This window comes from Delftia sp. CH05 (assembly GCF_009827015.1).
Classification (GTDB): Bacteria; Pseudomonadota; Gammaproteobacteria; order Burkholderiales; family Burkholderiaceae_C; genus Comamonas; species Comamonas tsuruhatensis.
This window is the reverse complement of record NZ_WUMG01000022.1, coordinates 15,279-33,647: the sequence shown is the minus strand read 5'-3', so window position 1 is coordinate 33,647 and position 18,369 is coordinate 15,279. Positions and strand designations below refer to the sequence as shown.

Genomic DNA, 18,369 nt, shown 5'->3' with positions numbered 1-18,369 from the left:
GCTCAGGGACAGGTGCCCCCGGCGCGCATCGCATAGACTCGCGGCAATTCCATCCCCCTCCGAGCGCCCCATGACCCAAGCCCCCGTCACCGCCGGCACGCCCTACGGCACCATCCCTCCGGCCTCGCCGCTGCCCCAGCGCCGCCCCGTGAGCCTTCCGCGCCTGGCGCAGATGCGCGAGGCCGGCGAGAAGATCACCATGGTCACCGCCTACGACGCCACCTTCGCGGCCGTGGCCGATGCGGCCGGCGTGGAGTGCATCCTGGTCGGCGATTCGCTGGGCATGGTCTGCCAGGGCCTGCACAGCACCGTGGGCGTGTCGCTGCAGGACATGTGCTACCACACGGCCAGCGTGGCGCGCGGCCTGCACCGCGTGCAGGGCACGGCCTGGCTGATCGCCGACATGCCCTATGGCAGCTATGCCGAAAGCCGCGAGCAGGCCATGCGCAGCGCCTGCGAGCTGATGCAGGCCGGCGCCCACATGGTCAAGCTCGAAGGCGGCGGCTGGACCGCGCCCACCGTGCAGTTCCTGGTCGAGCGCGGCGTGCCCGTCTGCGCCCACCTGGGCCTGACGCCGCAGACCGTGCATGCACTGGGCGGCTACCGCGTCCAGGGCAAGAGCGACGAGGGCGCGGCCACGCTGCGCCGCCATGCGCTGGAACTGCAGGATGCAGGCGCCTCCATGCTGGTGCTGGAGATGGTGCCGGCACAGCTGTCGCGCGAACTCACGGCCGAGCTGCCGCACTGCCACACCATCGGCATCGGCGCGGGCAGCGGCACGGCCGGACAGGTCCTGGTGCTGCACGACATGCTGGGCGTGAACCTGGGCAAGATGGCCCGCTTCGTGCACAACTTCATGGCCGATGCGGGCAGCGTCAAGGGCGCCTTCGAGGCCTATGTGCATGCCGTGAAGAACGGCAGCTTCCCCGACGACAGCAAGCACGCCTGGTAGTCCGGCAGGCTGCACGGTCCGTTTTTCCGCTTCCCGCTTCCCGTTCCCCCGCTTTCCCGCTTCCCCATGCAAATCGTCCACTCCATCGCCGACCTGCGCGCCATCCTGGCCAGCAAGGGCCGCCCTGCCTTCGTGCCCACCATGGGCAACCTGCACGATGGCCACCTGTCCCTGGTGCGCGCCGCGCGCCAGCACGGCGACATCGTCGTGGCCAGCATCTTCGTGAACCGCCTGCAGTTCCTGCCGCACGAGGATTTCGACAGCTATCCGCGCACCTGGGCGCAGGACTGCGCCAAGCTGGAGAGCGAAGGCTGCGACCTGCTGTTCGCCCCGCGCGAAGCCGATCTCTACCCCGAGCCGCAGACCTTCAAGATCCAGCCCGACGCGCAGCTGGCCGACATCCTCGAAGGCCATTTCCGCCCCGGCTTCTTCACGGGCGTGTGCACCGTGGTGATGAAGCTGTTCTCGGCCGTGTTCTTCGCCAGCGGCGGCGGCACGGCCGTGTTCGGCAAGAAGGACTACCAGCAGCTGCTGGTGATCCGCCGCATGGTCGAGCAGTTCGCCCTGCCCGTGAACATCGTGGCCGGCGACACGGCGCGCGCCGACGACGGCCTGGCGCTGAGTTCGCGCAACGGCTACCTGAGCCCCGATGAACGCCAGCAGGCCATGGCGCTGTCGCAGGCACTCAAGCAACTGGCCGACGCCACGCGCGCAGGCCAGGCGCCGCTGGCCGAACTGGAGGCATGGGCCATGCAGTCCCTGGCCGCACAGGGCTGGGAGCCCGATTACCTGACCGTGCGCCTGCGCCGTGACCTGCAGCCGCCGGCCGAGGGCGCGCAACTGGCCGGTGCACCACTGGTGGCCCTGGGCGCCGCGCGCCTGGGCAAGACGCGCCTGATCGACAACCTGGAATTCTGATCCAGCGCAAAACCCTGGCGGCCATGGCGGTCCAAGCTGGATGCCATGGTCAGGAAATTCCCCATCCACCCCGCCCATCCCGAGCGCATCTGCTGGGGTTGCGACCGCTACTGCGCCCGCGACGAGCTGGCCTGCGGCAACGGATCGGACCGCACACAGCACCCGGTGGAGATCTTTGGCGACGACTGGATGGAGTGGGGCCTGCCGCACGAGCTGGCGGCAGACAACGCAGCCAGCCTGAAGGACGCGGCGCGCTGAAGTCGCCCACCCCACTTCAAGCGACCGCGGCCACCTCGGCGGCGAGCGCGTCCACCAGCCACTGCGCCTCGGCCACGGCCGGCCGGTGCAGCGGCAGCAGCGCATGGACCTGGAAGGGAATGGAAAACGCCAGCGGCCGCACCACCAGCTGCGGCCCGGCGCAGACTCGCGCCGTCAGCGGATTGACGATGGCCACGCCCAGGCCATGCTGGACCATGGCGCAGACCGCCACGGCGCTGTGGGTTTCCAGGTGCAGTTGGCGCTGCACGCCGGCCTGCTCGAACACGGCATCGATCTGCTGGCGATAGGGGTCGTCTCGCGCCAGGCTGATGAAGCCCTCCCCCGCAAAGTCGCCCGCCTCCAGCACCGGGCGGGCCGCCAGCGCATGCCCTGCCGGCAGCACGGCCACCTCGTCCATGGCGGGCAAAGCCAGAGCACGCGTGCCGGGCGGCGCCTCGGCCAGTTCGGCCAGGCCCAGGTCGTAGCGCTGGGCGGCCATCCACTCCTGCAGCAGCGGCGCCTCCTGCGTGGCCACGCTGACGGCCACGGGGCCATGCTCCGCATGCAGCCGCGCCAGCGCTGCGGGCAGCAGCGCATGGCTGAGCGCGGGCAGGCACAGCACGTTGATGCGCGCCTGGTGCGGACGCCCCAGGGCCAGCGCATGCTCCACCACCCGGTCCAGCCCCTGCCAGCTGCGCTGCACCTCGGCCCACAGCGACAGGGCGCGTGCCGTGGGCCGCAGCCGGCCCTGAGCGCGCTCGAACAGCGCATAGCCCAGCAGGCTTTCCAGGCGCGCCAGTTCGCGGCTGACGGTGGGCTGGGAGCTGTACAGCATCTGCGCCGCCGCCGTGGCGCTGCCGCTGAGCATGAGCGCGCGAAACACCTCCAGGTGGCGATGGGAGATGCGGGGCTCGGGGGACGTGTGCGGCAGCGCGGGGTCTTGCATGGGCAGAGCATATCCAAATCAAATAGACACCATAAGAACAAGCATTGGACTGAATGACTCCCATCCGCCATGATGCGCGGCAGTTCCCCTGAAAGAGACACCATGTCCAATCCCTTCTCGCCCGCCCAGCTCTGGACTCTGGCCGACCAGCACGGCACGCCGCTGTGGGTCTATGACGCCGCCACCATCCGCGCGCGCATCGCCCAGCTCAAGGCCTTCGACACCATCCGCTTTGCGCAGAAGGCCTGCTCCAACATCCACATCCTGCGGCTGATGCGCGAGCAGGGCGTGAAGGTGGATGCGGTATCGCGCGGCGAAATCCTGCGCGCGCTGGCCGCCGGCTACGCAGCCGGCCATGGCGACGACCTGCACAGCGACATCGTGTTCACCGCCGACGTGATGGACGAGGCCACGCTGGCCTGCGTGGCCGAGCACAAGGTGCCCGTGAACGCCGGCTCCATCGACATGCTGCACCAGCTGGCCCAGGCCTCGCCCGGCCATCCCGTGTGGCTGCGCATCAACCCCGGCTTCGGCCACGGCCACAGCAACAAGACCAACACGGGCGGCGAGCACAGCAAGCACGGCATCTGGCACAGCGACCTGCTGGCGGCGCTGCAGGCCATCCGCGACGGCGGCCTGAAGCTGGCCGGCCTGCACATGCACATCGGCTCGGGCGTGGACTACGGCCACCTGCAGCAGGTCTGCGGCGCCATGGTCGAGCTGGTGCGCGCCACCCGCCAGGCAGGCCATGACCTGCAGGCCATCTCGGCCGGCGGCGGCCTGTCCATTCCCTACCGCGATGGCGACGCCACCATCGACACCGCCCACTACCACGGCCTGTGGGATGCGGCACGCAAGGACGCCGAGGCCATCGTGGGCCACGCGCTGGGCCTGGAGATCGAGCCGGGCCGCTTCCTGGTGGCCGAGTCGGGCGTGCTGCTGGGCCAGGTGCGCGCCACCAAGAACGCGGGCAGCAACCATTTCGTGCTGGTCGACACGGGCTTCAACGAACTGATGCGCCCTTCCATGTACGGCAGCTGGCACGGCATGGAAGTGCTGCGCCGCGACGGCCAGGCCATGCCCCTGCGCGATGCCGTGGTCGCCGGCCCGCTGTGCGAATCGGGCGACGTGTTCACCCAGGGCGACGGCGGCGTAGTGCTGCCGCGCGCGCTGGCAGGCGCCTCGGTGGGCGACCTGCTGGTCATCCATGACACGGGCGCCTATGGCAGCTCCATGTCCAGCAACTACAACACGCGCCCGCTGGCCGCCGAAGTGCTGGTCGATGGCGACAGCACCCGCCTCATCCGCCGCCGCCAGACGGTGGAGGAACTGCTGGGTCTGGAGCTGGGCCTGTAACTGGGCATGTAGCGCGCCAGGCACCAGGATTTCTGACGCAAAAAAGCCCCGGGGCCTTCCAGCTCCGGGGCTTTTTCATCGCCGGGCCGCCCCAAGATGAAAAGCGGCCCCCTCTGGGGGCAGTGGACCTTGCGCAGCAAGGGGAGCGTGTGGGCCATTTTTCATGGACACCGAAGAATCACTCGCCGCGCGGATCGCGCGCCATCAGGTGCTGCACGGCTTCGGCGGCCTGCAGCCGGCCGTCCAGCAGCTCGACCACGGTTTCGGTGATCGGCATCTCCACATTCAACAGCCGCGCGCGCGCCAGCACGGTGCGTGCGCTGTACACGCCCTCGGCCACATGGCCCAGCGAGGCCACGGCCTGCTCCAGCGTGCGGCCCTGGGCCAGCAGCAGGCCCACCTTGCGATTGCGCGACAGGTCGCCCGTGGCCGTCAGCACCAGATCGCCCAGGCCGGACAGGCCCATGAAGGTCTCCACCCGCGCGCCCAGGGCCAGGCCCAGTCGCGTCATCTCGGCCAGGCCGCGCGTGATCAGCGCGGCGCGGGCGTTCAGGCCCAGCTGCAGGCCGTCGCACAGGCCGGTGGCAATGGCCAGCACGTTCTTCACGGCGCCGCCCACTTCCACGCCCACGATGTCGGCGTTGGCGTAGACGCGCATGGCATCGCCATGGAAGGCCGCGACCAGGGCGTCATTGACCTCGGCATGCCGGCTGGCCGCCACCAGGGCCGTGGGCTGGTGGCGCGCCACCTCGGCCGCAAAGCTGGGGCCGCTGAGCACGCCGCACAGCAGATCGGGCGCCACCTCGGCGCAGACCTCGTGCGCCATCAGTCCATGGGCGGCGGCCGACGCGCCTGCGGGCACGGCCTCGAAGCCCTTGCACAGCCACACCACGGGCGCCCGCACATTGCGCAGGCGGCCCAGCCATTCGCGCAAGGCCGCCATGGGCGTGCCGATCACGATCAGGTCTGCCGCAGCCAGATGGCCGTCGATCTCGCCATGCACCACCTGCAGCGCGGCAGGCAGCGCCACGCCCGGCAGGTAGCGCGCGTTCTCGCCGCTGTCCCGCATGGCCTGCGCCTGGGCAGCGTCGCGCGCCCACAGCGTCACGACACGTCCGTCATCGCGCGAGGCCGCGCTCATTGCCAGCGCCGTGCCCCAGGCGCCTGCACCAATCACCACAATGTTCATATCTGCCCGACGTTGAAGAAGCGACGTTGATGAAAAAAAGAGGCCCTTGGGCCTCTTTTCTTGTACCACAGCGATGCGACGCGCCTGGGCGCAAATCTCATCGGCCGGGATGGTACCGGCTTACTGCGGCAGCGAGTTGCCGTCCGCCTGGGCGGCTGCCTGCTGCTGCTCGTACATGGCCTGGAAGTTGATTTCGGCCAGGTGCACGGGCGGGAAGCCGGCGCGTGTGACCACGTCGGCCACGTTGCCGCGCAGGTAGGGATAGATGATCTGGGGGCAGGCAATGCCGATCACGCCACCCATCTGGTCTTCGGGCACGTTGCGGATCTCGAAGATGCCGGCCTGCTTGGCCTCGACCAGGAACACGGTCTTGTCCTGGATCTTGGTCTGCACGGTGGCCGTCACGGCCACTTCGTAGATGCCTTCGGCCACGGGAGTCGCCTCGACGCCGAGCTGGATGTCCACGCTGGGCTGCTCCTGCTCCAGCAGGATGGCGGGCGAATTGGGCTGCTCCAGCGACAGGTCCTTGAGGTAGACGCGCTGGATCTGGAAGACGGGAGTGTCCTGTTCGGCCATGGAATCAGTCTTTCTGGGCAAAAAACCCTGGCACGGCGGCCAGGGCATCAAAAAAATCACCAACAAAATGCCCGCTGCCAATAGGTTGCGCAGCGGGCACCTGGGCCTGCATTATGCAGTGCCCGTGTTTCAGCTTTGCAGCATGGGCACCAGGCCACCGTCAGCGTCCAGCGCCATCAGGTCGTCGCAGCCGCCCACATGGTGGTCGCCGATGAAGATCTGGGGCACCGTACGGCGGCCCGTGCTCTGCATCATCACGTCACGCGCGGCAGGGTCGGTATCGATGCGGATCTCTTCGATCTGCTCCACGCCCTTGGACTTGAGGATCTGCTTGGCCCGGATGCAATAGGGGCAGACAGCGGTGGTGTACATCTTCACGGCTTGCATATGCGACTTTCTTCGAGTGGGCGGCTTGCCGGCTGCAGGCGCCGGGGACGCGGCGCAGCGGCTTCCATCGTGATCAACTGGAGGCGCTTCAGGCCTTTTCAACCGGCATGCCGGCATCGCGCCAGGCCTTCAGGCCACCGGCCAGGGCCTGGGCCTTTTCGTAGCCCAGCTTCTTCGCAATGCCTTCGGCACGCGAGGCGCGGTTGCCCTTGGTGCAGATCAGCACCAGCGGCAGGGCCTTGTTCTTCACGGTGGCAGGCAGCTTTTCCTCGAACTGGCCCAGCGGCACATTCTTGGCGCCATTGGCATGGGCGGCAGCGTACTCCTCGGGCTCGGAGACATCGATGACCACGGCCTTTTGGCGGTTGATCAGTTGCACGGCCTGCGCCGCCGTCAGCGAGCCGCCGCCTGCGCCGCGCACCAGGGGCAGCAGCAGCATCACGCCGGAAGCCAGCGCGATCAGGATCAAATACCAGTTATCGATGATGAATTTCACGTCATTCCTTGGGTTGGCAAACCTGTCAATTCTAGAATGCTGGCTTTTGCCCCCGCGACAGCCCAGCTTTGTCGCATCGAGAGACTTAGAAAGCCGCCATGTACAAGCTCGTGCTGATCCGCCACGGTGAATCCACCTGGAACCTCGAAAACCGCTTCACCGGCTGGACCGATGTGGACCTGACCGCCACCGGCGTCGAACAGGCCAAGAACGCCGGCCGCCTGCTCAAGGCCGAAGGCTACGACTTCGACCTGGCCTTCACCAGCGTGCTCAAGCGCGCCACGCGCACGCTGTGGCACACGCTGGACGAAATGGACCGCACCTGGCTGCCCGTGCAGCACAGCTGGCGCCTGAACGAGCGCCACTACGGCGGCCTGCAGGGACTGAACAAGGCCGACATGGCCAAGCAGTACGGCGACGCCCAGGTGCTGGTCTGGCGCCGCAGCTACGACACTCCCCCGCCGGCCCTGGAGCCCCAGGACCCGCGCAGCGAGCGCAGCGACGTGCGCTACGCCCAGCTGGACCCCAGCCAGGTGCCGCTGACCGAATGCCTGAAGGACACGGTCGCCCGCGTGCTGCCGTTCTGGAACGAGTCCATCGCGCCCGCCATCCTGTCCGGCAAGCGCGTCGTGGTTGCCGCGCATGGCAACTCCATCCGCGCGCTGATCAAGTACCTGGACGGCATCTCGGATGACGCCATCGTCGGCGTCAACGTGCCCAATGGCATTCCGCTGGTCTACGAGCTGGATGCCAATCTCAAGCCCATTCGCCACTACTACCTGGGCGATGCCGAGGCTGCCGCCAAGGCGGCTGCCGCCGTGGCCGCACAGGGCAAGGCTTGAGCCTGACCCGCCTGAGGTGAGCGCCTGCTACGGAAATTGCGCTTGCTGCGCCGTTTTTAGGGAACCACGCGGGCGCTTGCCTTTCCAAGCGGGTGTATATTGACGCGGTTAAAGGGGTGATATGGGCCAGAAAATCAAAATTGCCGGCTGGGTTTCCGTAGGCGTAATCGCCGGAGCACTGACCACGGTTTCCTTGCAGACCGTGGCCCGCGGTGCCATGACCCCGCTGCCGCTGGAAGAGATCCAGCAGCTGTCCGCCGTCTTCGGCCTGATCAAGACCGACTATGTCGAGTCGGTCGACGACAAGAAGCTGATCACCGATGCCATCTCCGGCATGGTGTCCAGCCTCGATCCGCATTCGCAGTACTTCGACAAGAAGTCCTACAAGGAATTCCGCGAAGGCACCTCGGGCCGCTTCGTCGGCGTAGGCATCGAGATCACGCAGGAAGACGGCCTGATCAAGGTTGTCTCGCCCATCGAAGGCTCCCCCGCCTTCCGCGCCGGCCTCAAGACCGGCGACCTGATCACCAAGATCGACGACACGGCCGTCAAGGGCCTGTCGCTCAACGACGCCGTCAAGCGCATGCGCGGCGAGCCCAACACCAAGGTGCAGCTGACCATCCTGCGCAAGGATGAAAGCCGCAGCTTCCCCGTGACCATCACGCGCGAGGAAATCAAGACGCAATCCGTCAAGGGCAAGGTCATCGAGCCCGGCTACGGCTGGATTCGTCTGAGCCAGTTCCAGGAACGCACGGTGGACGACTTCGTGCGCAAGGTCGAAGAGCTGTACAAGCAGGAACCCAACATGAAGGGCCTGGTTCTGGACCTGCGCAACGACCCGGGCGGCCTGCTGGACGCGGCCGTCGCCATCTCGGCAGCCTTCCTGCCGCCCGATGTGACCGTGGTGTCCACCAACGGCCAGCTGGCCGAGAGCAAGGAAACCTACAAGGCCTCTCCCAGCTTCTATGCCCGCCGCGGCATGGGAGACCCGCTGCAGCGCCTGCCCGCCTCGCTCAAGAAGCTGCCGCTGGTGGTTCTGGTCAACGAAGGCTCGGCCTCGGCCAGCGAAATCGTGGCCGGCGCCCTGCAGGACCACAAGCGTGCGGTCATCATGGGCAGCCAGACCTTCGGCAAGGGCTCGGTGCAGACCGTTCGCCCGCTGGGTCCCGACACGGGCCTGAAGCTGACCACGGCCCGCTACTACACGCCCAGCGGCAAATCCATCCAGGCCAAGGGCATCGTTCCTGACGTGATGGTGGACGAGACCCCTGAAGGCGATCTGTTCGCTGCCCTGCGCATGCGCGAGGCCGACCTGGAAAAGCACCTGTCCAGCGGACAGGGCGCCGAAGTCAAGGACGAAGTACGCGAGAAGGCCCGCGAGGAAGCCCGCAAGCGCCTGGAGGAAGAGGCCAAGAAACCCCTGGCCGAGCGCCGCCTGCCCGAGTTCGGCACCGAAAAGGACTTCCAGCTGCAGCAGGCGCTCAACCGCCTCAAGGGCCAGCCCGTCATGGTCAGCAAGACCCTGACCGAGCGCGAGCCCGAAAAGAAGGAAAACTGAAGAGCGCGGACCGGGTCCGCGCTCCCACCAAGCCGGGTCCGCGCCCGGCTTTTTCACGTCTGGAGACGCGAATGAACGACGATCAACTGCTGCGCTACTCGCGCCACATCCTGCTGGACGAGATCGGCATCGAAGGCCAGGAGCGCATCCTGGCAGCGCATGTGCTCATCATCGGCGCAGGCGGCCTGGGCGCGCCTGCCTCGCTGTACCTGGGCTCGGCCGGCATCGGCCGCATCACCCTGGTGGACGACGATGCCGTGGACATGACCAACCTGCAGCGCCAGATTGCCCACACCACCGATCGCGTGGGCCAGCCCAAGGTGCAATCCATACGCACGGCCGTGCATGCCATCAACCCCGGCATCCGCATTGATTGCCGCCAGCAGCGCGCAGACGATGCCCTGCTCGACGACCTCGTGCCCCAAGCCACGGTGGTGCTGGACTGCACGGACAACTACCGCACGCGCCACATGATCAACGCGGCCTGCGTGCGGCACAAGGTACCCCTGGTGGCGGGGGCGGCCATCCGCCTGGACGGCCAGCTCATGGTGATGGACCCACGCGACGAGAACTGCGCCTGCTATGCCTGCGTGTTCCCGCCGGAGGCGCAGTTCGAGGAAGTGCAGTGCTCGACCATGGGCGTCTTCGCCCCCGTGGTCGGCGTCATGGGCACGCTGCAGGCGGCCGAAGCCCTCAAGCTGATCGCGGGTTTTGGCACGCCTGCAACAAACCGCCTGACCATGTTCGACAGCCGCAGCCTCGATTGGAGTAGCATGCAAACCACCCGTGTGCCGGACTGTCCCGTTTGCGGCAACAAGGCGTAGGAATCGGCTGACTTCCAGGCCGATCCCCCACTGGCACAATCGCCCGCTGTCGCGCAGGACAATGAAGGCCGGGTTCCGCCGGACTCCGATTGCCATCCGCGTCCCTATTGGATACAGCCGTGAAATTGCGCACCTATCTTGTTGAAGACAACCCTACGATCCGCGAGAACCTGATCGCCACGCTCGAGGAACTCGCCGATGTCGAGGCCGTGGGCATCGCCGAGACGGAAAGCGCGGGGACGGACTGGCTTCAGCAGAACCCCGACGCATGGGATCTGGCCATCGTCGATCTGTTCCTGCGCCAGGGCAGCGGCCTGGGTGTGCTCACCGCCTGCCGCGAGCGCCAGCCGCACCAGAAGATCGTGGTGCTCAGCAACTACGCCACCCCTGACATCCGCAGCCGCTGCGCCCAGCTCGGTGTGGATGCGGTCTTCGACAAGTCCAATGAGATCGATGCACTCATGGACTATTGCATGAATATCGACACCGCATCGCTCAATCAACTCAAAACAGCCTGAACCCAAAACACGGCATTTTTACTCTCCATCAAAGAAAAAGGCTGCACGACTTGATAATCGTGCAGCCCGTATTTTCTATTGACTGGAAATCAGTCGATCAGCCGGTTTTTCAGCGCGTAATACGTGAGATCGCTGTTGGATGACAATCCCATTTTCTCCATAAGCCGCGTGCGATAGGTACTGACCGTCTTCACGCTCAGCGAGAGCGATTTCGCAATATCACCTGCCGTTTCGCCGCGCGCGAGTTTGAGGAAGACCTGGAACTCACGCTCGGACAGTTGCTCATGGGCCGGGGCATCGTCCTTGCGGTTGAGCTGCTGGGCCAGCAGGTCGGCCACGGCCGGCGTCAGGTAGCGGCGGCCCAGGGCCACGGTGCGGATCGCTTCGGCAATCTCCTGGGGATCGCATTCCTTGTTCAGGTAGCCACTGGCGCCCTGGCGGATCAGGTTGATCGCGTAGTGCTCCTCGGGATATCCGCTCAGGATCAGGATGCCCATGTCCGGGGCCTTGGCCCGCAGCATGGCCAGCGCATCGATGCCGCTTTGCCCGGGCATGGACAGGTCCATCAGCAGCACGTCGATCTCGTGGGCTCGGACCAGGTCGATGGCCTCACGGCCATTGGCGGCCTCACCGACTACACGCAGGTCCACATGTTCCGAGAGAAACTGACGCAGACCCGAGCGCACAATTGCATGGTCGTCCACAATGCCGATTCTGATCATGAATACCTCTTTTTCGGGGGACCAGCAGGAACGCCGGTCGTGCAAACAATATATGGTAACGGCCGGGGCAGGAACTGCTCCGGCTGCCGATAACACGAATTATGCAGAATATCGGCGAAGATCTTGTAGGTGAGAGGATGCTTATGCGTTGGATAAATTTCCGAAGAATTGCGATCAGCCTGGCATTTGCCATCGTTGCGGCCGTGCTGCTTGTCAGCATTAACGAGGCCAGCTACAAGCGCTCGACCAAGGCGCTGGAGGCCATGACCCAGACCCAGGCGACCCGCTCGGAAATCAGCCAACTGCTGCGGTTGATGCTCGATGCAGAGACCGGCCTGCGCGGCTACCTGCTCACGGGGGAGGAGCGCTACCTGGAGCCCTACAGCAAGGCGATCACGGCCATCAACTACAACATGGACGAGTTGCGCCAGATCTTCATCTACGACCCCCAGGAACTGGCCATCTTCACGCCGCTGGCCCGCCAGGTCGAGCGCAAGATGAGCGAGATGGAGTTGAGCCTGCGCCTGTACCGCCAGGGCAACGAGGAAGCCTGGCGCTTCGTCATGTTCACGGACGTGGGCATGGAGAACATGGATGCCATCCGGGACTACACAGGCAAGCTGCTGTCAGGCATAGACGAGCGCTCGGCCAAGAACCTGCAGGATATCGAGCACACGCTGTCGCTGTCGCGCATAGGCATTGCCACGGTGACCGCGCTGGGCGTGCTGGGCTTTTTCATGTACCTGCGCCAGGCCCACGCGCTGCAGCAGGCCCATCAGCGCGAGCAGGAAATCCAGCGTGACGAGCGCAACCGCCTTGAAGCCCTGGTGCGCGAACGCACGGCCACGCTGACGGAGCTGGCCAACCACTTGCAGCAGGTGCGCGAGGATGAGCGCGGCCACCTGGCGCGCGAGCTGCACGATGAACTGGGCTCACTGCTGACGGCGGCCAAGCTCGATGTGGCCCGGCTCAAATCCAAGATCGACCTCAGCGCCCCCGACGTGGGAGAGCGCGTCAGCCATCTGGTGGAGACGCTCAACAGCGGCATTGCCCTCAAGCGCCGCATCATCGAGGACCTGCGTCCTTCGTCCCTGTCCAACCTGGGCCTGACCACGGCGCTGGAAATCCTGGCACGCGAATTCGGCGAGCGCAGCGGCATCGAGGTCACAGCGAACCTGGAGCAGGTGGAGCTGCCGGAGTCGACCCAGCTCACGGTCTACCGCATCGTGCAGGAGTCGCTGACCAATATCGGCAAATACGCCAAGGCCAGCCACGTACTGGTCTCCGTGCACAACTACCCGACCTATGTGACGGTGCAGATCCAGGACGATGGCGAGGGCTTCGAGACCTCGGCCATGCGCCCCAACTCCCACGGGCTGGCCGGCATGCGCCATCGCGTGGAGGCGGCAGGCGGGCGGCTGACCGTCTCCTCCGAACTGGGCAAGGGCACGGCCATCTCCGCCGTCATTCCGCTGAGCCCGGCATCCGCCTGACCACGACGCATCGCCTGCACGCACAACCCCTGCCCGGCACCGCCCTGGCAGGGGTTTTTCTTGATGGGCACTGCGGGCCGGCGCTTTTCCTACACCCACCCCCTGCCTAACCCTGACGCCATGCCACGCCGGGCACCGTCAATCCGGCCTCGGGCGGCTCGGTACAGTCAATCGCATGGGAACAGCACTCGGCTCCTGACAGCCAGATGCCGTTTCTTGGCAATGAACAACCAAGGAGTTCTACATGCTGCACTACGCCATCGTGTTTTTCGTGATCGCTCTCGTCGCCGCCATCTTCGGCTTTGGCGGAATTGCGGCAGGTGCTGTAGGCATCGCCAAGATCCTGTTCTATATTTTCGTGATCATGGCTGTAGTCACCTTTGTGATGAGCCTGATCAAGAAGTAGCGGCGGCGCCGCCTTCAGCCACCTGCCAGCCCAAGCCCGCCTCCTGCGGGCAGCCAGCCCGGCAGCCCCACCGCCTTTCCCATTCATGCAAGTTTTGAGGAGATAGAACCAATGAGCCAAGCCGAGAAAGCCGTGAACAAAGCCGCCGATACCGCCAAGGACGTTACCCAGGACGTAGCAGACACTGCCAAGGAAGCCGTCAACACCACACGCCGCACTGCAGCAAATGCTCTGGACAAGGCCGAGGAAGGCGTGAAGTCCATCGAGCGTGAACTGAATCCCGTCATCGACGACCTCGCGGCACGTGCCCAGGAACTGGCCACGCGCGGAATCAACTTCTGCGCCGACAGCTCCGACCGCGCCCGCCGCCAGCTGCAATCTGCCACGGAAGCCACCACGCGCTATGTCATCGAGCAGCCTGGCCGCTCCATGCTGCTGGCAGCAGCCACGGGCGCAGCCCTGGCCACCGCGTTCTTCATGAGCTCCCGCTCGCGCAAGTGAGCTGCAGCCCAGCCCCCCGAGTTCCCTCGACTACCGTTTCCCTCAATTTCTTGTCCAAGAAAGAACTGACCATGCAAAAGTACACCCGTGCCATCGCTTTCGCTCTCGTCGCCGGCGCCACCGTGCTCGGCACCACCGCCTGCTCCGTAGCCCGCGACCAGCAGACCGTGGGTTCGTATGTGGATGACGCCGGCATCACCACTGCCGTGAAGGCCAAGATGGCAGAGGACAAGAGCGTCTCGGCCACCTCCATCAGCGTCGAGACCCTGAACGGCACGGTGCAACTGTCGGGCTTTGCCAAGTCGGAGTCGGAAAAGGCCCGCGCTGCCGAGATCGCACGCACCACCAAGAACGTGCGCGAAGTGCGCAACAGCATCGTGGTTCGCCCCTGATGCAGGCCCCCATGGGGCCATCGAAAGGCCGGTGTCATCCGGCCTTTTTTCATTGCAGGGCCACCCCGGTGAAAACCACCCTTGGGGGAATCTGACCTTGCAGCGCCAGGGCGACATGGGAATCATTTTTCATGGCGCCAGGGCATACGGCGTAAAGTGACCGACATGCGAGTTTTCAACTGCGATGCCTGCGGCCACCCGGTTTTCTTCGACAGCGTTCAATGCGTGCACTGCGGCGCCACCCTGGCCTTCCTGCCAGAGCGACTGCATGTGGCTTGCCTGCGACCGGTTTCCGGCGCGCGGGACAGCGCGCTGTGGGAGAGCCTGTCCTCCCTGGGCGCAGGCAAGCCGCCAGGCCGCCTCTACAAGATGTGCAGCCACCGGGGGCCTGTGGGCCAGTGCAACTTCGCCCTGCCCGCCGACGACCCCCACGCGCTGTGCGAATCCTGCCGCCAGACACGCTGGCTGCCCGATCTGTCAGACCCGGCCAATGCCTTGCGCTGGACCAAGATCGAGGCGGCCAAGCGCCAGCTGTTCTATACGCTGGCCCGCCTGGGCCTGGGCCCCAGGCCTGGAGAGGACGGGCCGCGCTTCGAGCTGCTGGCCGACCTGCCCGGGCAGGCGCCGGTGATGACCGGCCATGCCAACGGCACCATCACGCTGAACGTGGTGGAGGCCGACGATGCCGAGCGTGCCCGGCGCCGCCAGGCGCTGCATGAGCCCTACCGGACGCTGGTGGGCCATCTGCGCCACGAGTCCGGCCACTTCTTCTGGGACAGGCTGGTGGTGGGCGCGGGCCGTCTCGAGGAATTCCGCCGCCTGTTCGGCGACGAGCGCCAGGACTATGCCCAGGCCCTGCAGAACTACTACGCACGCAGCCCGCTGGATGGGCAGTGGCGCGACAACTTCGTCAGCGCCTATGCCACCTCCCACCCGTGGGAAGACTGGGCCGAAAGCTGGGCCCACTACCTTCACATGGTGGATCTGCTGGAGACTGCGGCCAGCTATGGCACCTGCATCACCTTGCCAGGAGGCGCAGGCACGGCGGCGGGCATGGGAACGCCGGCCGCGCTGTGCGTGCAGGACCCGTTCGCGGTCCCTGCCCGGCCGGACTTCGGCACCATGCTGGACCAGTGGGTGCCGCTGACGCTGCTGACCAACAGCCTCAACCGCAGCCTGGGCCACGGGGATGCCTATCCGTTCGCTCTTTCAATGGGCGCGCGGCGCAAGCTGGAATTCGTGCATGCGGCCGTGAATGCAAGTGCCGCCACGCAGAGCGCCTGATATCGTGAACTCGTCATGGGGGCGGGCCAAGGCGCCTGGCCGGCCTCCCTCTCTCAAGGAGCGCGATTGGCCTGCACCTTCTCAAGCAGTCGCGTGCGCACGTTGGGCGAGACGAACTTGTCGATCTCGCCATCCAGCGTGGCGATCTCGCGCACGAAGGTGCTGCTGATGAACTGGTAGCGGTCGCTGGGCGTGAGGAAGACGGTTTCCACCTCGGGCATCAGCGTGCGGTTCATGCCGGCAAGCTGAAACTCGTAGTCGAAGTCGGTGACCGCACGCAGGCCGCGCACCATGGCCTTGCCGCCGCGCTCGACCACGAAGTCGCGCAGCAGGCCATGAAAGCTCTCGACCTGGACATGGGGATAGATGGACACGGCCTCGCGCACCATCTCCATGCGTTCCTCGAGATTGAACATGGTCTTCTTGTGGTGGCCGGCCGCCACGGCCACGATGACGTGGCTGAACAGCTGGGTCGCACGGCGCACCACGTCTTCGTGGCCCAGCGTGATCGGATCGAAGGTTCCGGGGTAGACGGCAATCACGTCGTGGCTCATGGCGTTCACTTTCCTTGGCTGCGCGTGCCCTGGTCCGGCACGGATGGCGCATTATGCATTGCACTGCAGCATGGCCCGTCGGCTGCGCGACAGCCGCATTCCTGCGCTGGAACACGGCTGCGGCGCCAGCCTACTCGTCCTGCGCGGCCTTGCGCAGCAGATGGGCGTGGACGGCACCCGCCTTGAGATGGCGGAACAGCTGCAGGCCGCCAGCCTCGGCCAGTTGCTCCTCGGTCCAGGCCTGGGGCGCCTCCAGATAGACATAGCCCTGGGCGGAGACGGCCAGCGCAGCGGCCTTCAGCGCAGGCTCGAACAGCTCGGCATGGTCGAACGGCGGATCGATCAGCACCAGGTCCAGCGTGCCCGGCGCCACCTGGCGCAGGCAGCCGATGCCATCGCCGCGCAGCACGCGCACGGACTGGGCGTCCAGGCGCTCGCGCAGGCGCTGCAGCTGCAGCACCAGGGCGGCGTCCTGCTCGTTCATCAGCACGCTGGTCGCGCCGCGCGATGCGGCCTCGAAGCCCAGCGCACCCGTGCCCGCGAAGGCGTCCAGGCAGTGCCAGCCCGTCAGGTCCTGGCCCAGCCAGTTGAACAGGGTCTCGCGCACGCGGTCCGGCGTGGGGCGCAGGCCCGGGCGCTGCGCCACGGGCAGACGCGTGCGGCGCCACTGGCCGCCGATGATGCGGACCTCGCCCGCACCCGAGGGTGCCGGCTTGCCCGCCTTTGCCTTTGCGGCCGGTGCTGCGGCAGGCGCCTTGGGCGCCGCGGCCTCGGCCGTGGCCTTTTCCAGCCAGCGCTTGCCGGCAGGGGTATGCAGTTTGATGCTGTTGCGGCTCATTGCTTGCCTCCCACGACGACGGTCACCATGCGATCGGGCTGCAGCATGCGCTGCATGGCCTCGCGCACATCACGCACGGTCAGCGCCTGCACGCGCTCGGTCCAGTGCTCCAGATAGTCCAGCGGCAGGCCGTTCCACGCGATGTTGGCCACATTGCCCAGCAGCTTGCGGTTGCTGTCTATGCGCAGCGCAAAGCCGCCGATCAGATTGTCCTTGGCGGCCTTGAGCTCCTTCTCGGTCGGGCCGTCGGCGACAAAGCGGCGCAGCGTGTCCTGCGACACCTTCAAGGCCTCGGCCGCCTGGTCGGGGCGTGTCTGCAGGGCGATCGTGAAGGCACCCGCGTCCAGGCCCGGCGAGAAGTCGCTGTAGACGCTGTAGCTCAGGCCGCGCTTTTCGCGCACTTCCTCGGTCAGCCGTGAGGTGAAGCCTCCGCCGCCCAGGATGTGGTTGCCCACGAGCACGGCCATGAAGTCCGGGCTGTTGCGTGCAATGCCGGGCTGGGCGATCAGCACCTGCGCCTGGGCCGAGGCGAAGGGGATGTTCTCGTTGACCGGCGCCTTGAGCGCCTGCACCTTGGGCACGTCGGGCAGCGGAGCGCAGGCGCCCGCATCCTGGCCCTGCGCCGCCTGCAGCGGAGCCAGCAGTTGCTGCACCAGCTGGTCGGCCTGCTCGCGGCTGACGGCGCCGACGATGCTGACCTTGGCACGGCAGGCGGCGATCAGCCGGCGGTGGAAGGACTGCATGTCCGACAGGTCGATGCGCGACAGGCTCTCGGCCATGGCACGCGCACCGTAGGGGTGGGTACCGAACACGCCCTGGCTCAGGGCCTTGCCGGCCACTGTTCCGGGGCGCGTGTCCGATTCCTTGATGGCCGCAGTCCAGCGCTCGCGCTCGCGCAGCCACACATCCTGCGGCCAGCTGGGGCTGGCGATCTGGCGCGCGGCCAGGGCCACGGCGCGCTGCAGCAGCGCAGGCTCGGTCAGGGAGCGCAGCCCGTAGCTGAAGCTGTCGCGGCCCGCCTGGGCGCCAAAGCTGGCACCCAGATCGGCCCAGGCCTGGCCCAGGCCGTTTTCATCGAGAGCAGGCGCGCTGCCCTGGGCCGTGACGCCCTTGGACGCCATCAGCGCCACGGCGCTGGCCAGGCCGACCTGGTTGGCGGGATCGCGCCGGCTGCCGGCGTCGAAATCCATCTGCACATCGACCATGGGAATGCCCGGGCTGTCCACCAGCCAGACCTGCGCCCCGCTGGGCTGGGTCCAGTGCTGGATGGGCAGCAAGGCCCATGCGGACGTGGCGCCAAAGCCCAGGCCCACGCTTGCCAGCACGGAGCTGGCCACCATCTTTTTCATGTTCTTCATC

General features: G+C 66.5%; 22 protein-coding genes. 13 read left to right on the top strand and 9 right to left on the bottom strand.

All coding sequences use genetic code 11. The features are described from left to right. Positions 1-70: 70 nt before the first annotated feature. The 3 genes from panB to GRX31_RS17570 all read left to right on the top strand — a co-directional run bounded on the left by panB (position 71) and on the right by GRX31_RS17570 (position 2,128). A complete protein-coding gene (gene panB / locus GRX31_RS17580; protein WP_012203749.1) occupies positions 71-952 on the top strand; it encodes a 3-methyl-2-oxobutanoate hydroxymethyltransferase in 882 nt (293 codons plus the stop codon). A 66-nt stretch (positions 953-1,018) separates the two neighbouring features. Continuing rightward, positions 1,019-1,870: a pantoate--beta-alanine ligase gene (panC, locus tag GRX31_RS17575; protein ID WP_016449059.1), complete on the top strand. Its 852-nt coding sequence runs from the start codon at positions 1,019-1,021 to the stop codon at positions 1,868-1,870. Between the two features lie 45 nt (positions 1,871-1,915). Then, positions 1,916-2,128 (top strand): DUF3079 domain-containing protein, encoded by a 213-nt coding sequence (locus GRX31_RS17570; protein WP_160853963.1) that lies wholly within the window; start codon positions 1,916-1,918, stop codon positions 2,126-2,128. Positions 2,129-2,144: 16 nt separating this feature from the next. On the opposite strand, the gene GRX31_RS17565 is transcribed toward GRX31_RS17570, so the two are convergent. Beyond that, positions 2,145-3,074 (bottom strand): LysR family transcriptional regulator, encoded by a 930-nt coding sequence (locus tag GRX31_RS17565; RefSeq protein ID WP_151019307.1) that lies wholly within the window; start codon positions 3,072-3,074, stop codon positions 2,145-2,147. Positions 3,075-3,176: 102 nt separating this feature from the next. Between GRX31_RS17565 and lysA the strand changes: the two genes are divergently transcribed. After that, complete coding sequence (gene lysA / locus GRX31_RS17560; RefSeq protein ID WP_160853961.1) at positions 3,177-4,430, top strand: diaminopimelate decarboxylase; 1,254 nt, start codon at positions 3,177-3,179, stop codon at positions 4,428-4,430. A gap of 178 nt (positions 4,431-4,608) precedes the next feature. On the opposite strand, the gene GRX31_RS17555 is transcribed toward lysA, so the two are convergent. The 4 genes from GRX31_RS17555 to GRX31_RS17540 all read right to left on the bottom strand — a co-directional run bounded on the left by GRX31_RS17555 (position 4,609) and on the right by GRX31_RS17540 (position 7,078). After that, the gene (locus GRX31_RS17555; protein ID WP_016454153.1) at positions 4,609-5,619 is read right to left on the bottom strand and encodes an NAD(P)H-dependent glycerol-3-phosphate dehydrogenase; all 1,011 of its coding nucleotides are present in this window, start codon (positions 5,617-5,619) and stop codon (positions 4,609-4,611) included. 120 nt (positions 5,620-5,739) lie between these two features. Beyond that, positions 5,740-6,195 carry a protein-export chaperone SecB gene (secB, locus tag GRX31_RS17550; protein WP_013803924.1) on the bottom strand — a complete coding sequence of 152 codons (456 nt, stop codon included), beginning with the start codon at positions 6,193-6,195 and terminating at the stop codon, positions 5,740-5,742. 129 nt (positions 6,196-6,324) lie between these two features. Next, positions 6,325-6,582, bottom strand: coding sequence for a glutaredoxin 3 (gene grxC / locus GRX31_RS17545; protein ID WP_016449064.1), 258 nt, complete (start codon positions 6,580-6,582; stop codon positions 6,325-6,327). A gap of 88 nt (positions 6,583-6,670) precedes the next feature. Next, positions 6,671-7,078, bottom strand: coding sequence for a rhodanese-like domain-containing protein (locus GRX31_RS17540; protein WP_016449065.1), 408 nt, complete (start codon positions 7,076-7,078; stop codon positions 6,671-6,673). A 98-nt stretch (positions 7,079-7,176) separates the two neighbouring features. Here GRX31_RS17540 and gpmA point away from each other — a divergent pair, with 98 nt between their 5' ends. The 4 genes from gpmA to GRX31_RS17520 all read left to right on the top strand — a co-directional run bounded on the left by gpmA (position 7,177) and on the right by GRX31_RS17520 (position 10,820). Next, positions 7,177-7,920 carry a 2,3-diphosphoglycerate-dependent phosphoglycerate mutase gene (gene gpmA, locus GRX31_RS17535; protein ID WP_034366077.1) on the top strand — a complete coding sequence of 248 codons (744 nt, stop codon included), beginning with the start codon at positions 7,177-7,179 and terminating at the stop codon, positions 7,918-7,920. A 121-nt stretch (positions 7,921-8,041) separates the two neighbouring features. Then, complete coding sequence (locus tag GRX31_RS17530) at positions 8,042-9,478, top strand: S41 family peptidase (protein ID WP_016449067.1); 1,437 nt, start codon at positions 8,042-8,044, stop codon at positions 9,476-9,478. Between the two features lie 71 nt (positions 9,479-9,549). Further along, complete coding sequence (locus GRX31_RS17525; protein ID WP_043791138.1) at positions 9,550-10,302, top strand: HesA/MoeB/ThiF family protein; 753 nt, start codon at positions 9,550-9,552, stop codon at positions 10,300-10,302. A gap of 119 nt (positions 10,303-10,421) precedes the next feature. Further along, a complete protein-coding gene (locus tag GRX31_RS17520; RefSeq protein WP_160853959.1) occupies positions 10,422-10,820 on the top strand; it encodes a response regulator in 399 nt (132 codons plus the stop codon). An 89-nt stretch (positions 10,821-10,909) separates the two neighbouring features. Here the strand turns inward: GRX31_RS17520 and GRX31_RS17515 are convergent, their stop codons facing one another. Beyond that, positions 10,910-11,542, bottom strand: a complete 633-nt coding sequence (locus GRX31_RS17515; protein ID WP_012203736.1) for a response regulator — start codon at positions 11,540-11,542, stop codon at positions 10,910-10,912. A gap of 143 nt (positions 11,543-11,685) precedes the next feature. Between GRX31_RS17515 and GRX31_RS17510 the strand changes: the two genes are divergently transcribed. From GRX31_RS17510 to GRX31_RS17490, 5 genes are all read left to right on the top strand, one after another. After that, positions 11,686-13,035 (top strand): sensor histidine kinase, encoded by a 1,350-nt coding sequence (locus GRX31_RS17510; RefSeq protein ID WP_016449069.1) that lies wholly within the window; start codon positions 11,686-11,688, stop codon positions 13,033-13,035. A 244-nt stretch (positions 13,036-13,279) separates the two neighbouring features. Continuing rightward, positions 13,280-13,441, top strand: a complete 162-nt coding sequence (locus GRX31_RS17505) for a DUF1328 domain-containing protein (RefSeq protein ID WP_013803930.1) — start codon at positions 13,280-13,282, stop codon at positions 13,439-13,441. A 111-nt stretch (positions 13,442-13,552) separates the two neighbouring features. Continuing rightward, the gene (locus tag GRX31_RS17500) at positions 13,553-13,942 is read left to right on the top strand and encodes a hypothetical protein (RefSeq protein ID WP_160853957.1); all 390 of its coding nucleotides are present in this window, start codon (positions 13,553-13,555) and stop codon (positions 13,940-13,942) included. Between the two features lie 71 nt (positions 13,943-14,013). Beyond that, positions 14,014-14,334 (top strand): BON domain-containing protein, encoded by a 321-nt coding sequence (locus tag GRX31_RS17495; protein WP_012203732.1) that lies wholly within the window; start codon positions 14,014-14,016, stop codon positions 14,332-14,334. A 165-nt stretch (positions 14,335-14,499) separates the two neighbouring features. Further along, a complete protein-coding gene (locus GRX31_RS17490; protein WP_047217964.1) occupies positions 14,500-15,618 on the top strand; it encodes a zinc-binding metallopeptidase family protein in 1,119 nt (372 codons plus the stop codon). Between the two features lie 53 nt (positions 15,619-15,671). On the opposite strand, the gene coaD is transcribed toward GRX31_RS17490, so the two are convergent. From coaD to GRX31_RS17475, 3 genes are all read right to left on the bottom strand, one after another. Further along, a complete protein-coding gene (gene coaD, locus GRX31_RS17485; protein ID WP_016449072.1) occupies positions 15,672-16,172 on the bottom strand; it encodes a pantetheine-phosphate adenylyltransferase in 501 nt (166 codons plus the stop codon). Positions 16,173-16,302: 130 nt separating this feature from the next. Beyond that, positions 16,303-17,010: a 16S rRNA (guanine(966)-N(2))-methyltransferase RsmD gene (gene rsmD / locus GRX31_RS17480; RefSeq protein WP_016449073.1), complete on the bottom strand. Its 708-nt coding sequence runs from the start codon at positions 17,008-17,010 to the stop codon at positions 16,303-16,305. Beyond that, positions 17,007-18,368, bottom strand: coding sequence for a M16 family metallopeptidase (locus tag GRX31_RS17475; protein ID WP_160853955.1), 1,362 nt, complete (start codon positions 18,366-18,368; stop codon positions 17,007-17,009). The genes rsmD and GRX31_RS17475 overlap by 4 nt, the downstream gene beginning before the upstream one ends. Position 18,369: the final 1 nt, after the last annotated feature.

What these genes read in the sequence shown, in the direction of transcription:
- panB (WP_012203749.1), top strand. Translation starts at nt 71, where the DNA reads ATGACCCAAGCCCCCGTCACCGCCGGCACGCCCTACGGCACCATCCCT.
- panC (WP_016449059.1), top strand. Translation starts at nt 1,019, where the DNA reads ATGCAAATCGTCCACTCCATCGCCGACCTGCGCGCCATCCTGGCCAGC.
- GRX31_RS17570 (WP_160853963.1), top strand. Translation starts at nt 1,916, where the DNA reads ATGGTCAGGAAATTCCCCATCCACCCCGCCCATCCCGAGCGCATCTGC.
- GRX31_RS17565 (WP_151019307.1), bottom strand. Translation starts at nt 3,074, where the DNA reads ATGCAAGACCCCGCGCTGCCGCACACGTCCCCCGAGCCCCGCATCTCC.
- lysA (WP_160853961.1), top strand. Translation starts at nt 3,177, where the DNA reads ATGTCCAATCCCTTCTCGCCCGCCCAGCTCTGGACTCTGGCCGACCAG.
- GRX31_RS17555 (WP_016454153.1), bottom strand. Translation starts at nt 5,619, where the DNA reads ATGAACATTGTGGTGATTGGTGCAGGCGCCTGGGGCACGGCGCTGGCA.
- secB (WP_013803924.1), bottom strand. Translation starts at nt 6,195, where the DNA reads ATGGCCGAACAGGACACTCCCGTCTTCCAGATCCAGCGCGTCTACCTC.
- grxC (WP_016449064.1), bottom strand. Translation starts at nt 6,582, where the DNA reads ATGCAAGCCGTGAAGATGTACACCACCGCTGTCTGCCCCTATTGCATC.
- gpmA (WP_034366077.1), top strand. Translation starts at nt 7,177, where the DNA reads ATGTACAAGCTCGTGCTGATCCGCCACGGTGAATCCACCTGGAACCTC.
- GRX31_RS17530 (WP_016449067.1), top strand. Translation starts at nt 8,042, where the DNA reads ATGGGCCAGAAAATCAAAATTGCCGGCTGGGTTTCCGTAGGCGTAATC.
- GRX31_RS17525 (WP_043791138.1), top strand. Translation starts at nt 9,550, where the DNA reads ATGAACGACGATCAACTGCTGCGCTACTCGCGCCACATCCTGCTGGAC.
- GRX31_RS17515 (WP_012203736.1), bottom strand. Translation starts at nt 11,542, where the DNA reads ATGATCAGAATCGGCATTGTGGACGACCATGCAATTGTGCGCTCGGGT.
- GRX31_RS17510 (WP_016449069.1), top strand. Translation starts at nt 11,686, where the DNA reads ATGCGTTGGATAAATTTCCGAAGAATTGCGATCAGCCTGGCATTTGCC.
- GRX31_RS17505 (WP_013803930.1), top strand. Translation starts at nt 13,280, where the DNA reads ATGCTGCACTACGCCATCGTGTTTTTCGTGATCGCTCTCGTCGCCGCC.
- GRX31_RS17500 (WP_160853957.1), top strand. Translation starts at nt 13,553, where the DNA reads ATGAGCCAAGCCGAGAAAGCCGTGAACAAAGCCGCCGATACCGCCAAG.
- GRX31_RS17495 (WP_012203732.1), top strand. Translation starts at nt 14,014, where the DNA reads ATGCAAAAGTACACCCGTGCCATCGCTTTCGCTCTCGTCGCCGGCGCC.
- GRX31_RS17490 (WP_047217964.1), top strand. Translation starts at nt 14,500, where the DNA reads ATGCGAGTTTTCAACTGCGATGCCTGCGGCCACCCGGTTTTCTTCGAC.
- coaD (WP_016449072.1), bottom strand. Translation starts at nt 16,172, where the DNA reads ATGAGCCACGACGTGATTGCCGTCTACCCCGGAACCTTCGATCCGATC.
- rsmD (WP_016449073.1), bottom strand. Translation starts at nt 17,010, where the DNA reads ATGAGCCGCAACAGCATCAAACTGCATACCCCTGCCGGCAAGCGCTGG.
- GRX31_RS17475 (WP_160853955.1), bottom strand. Translation starts at nt 18,368, where the DNA reads ATGAAGAACATGAAAAAGATGGTGGCCAGCTCCGTGCTGGCAAGCGTG.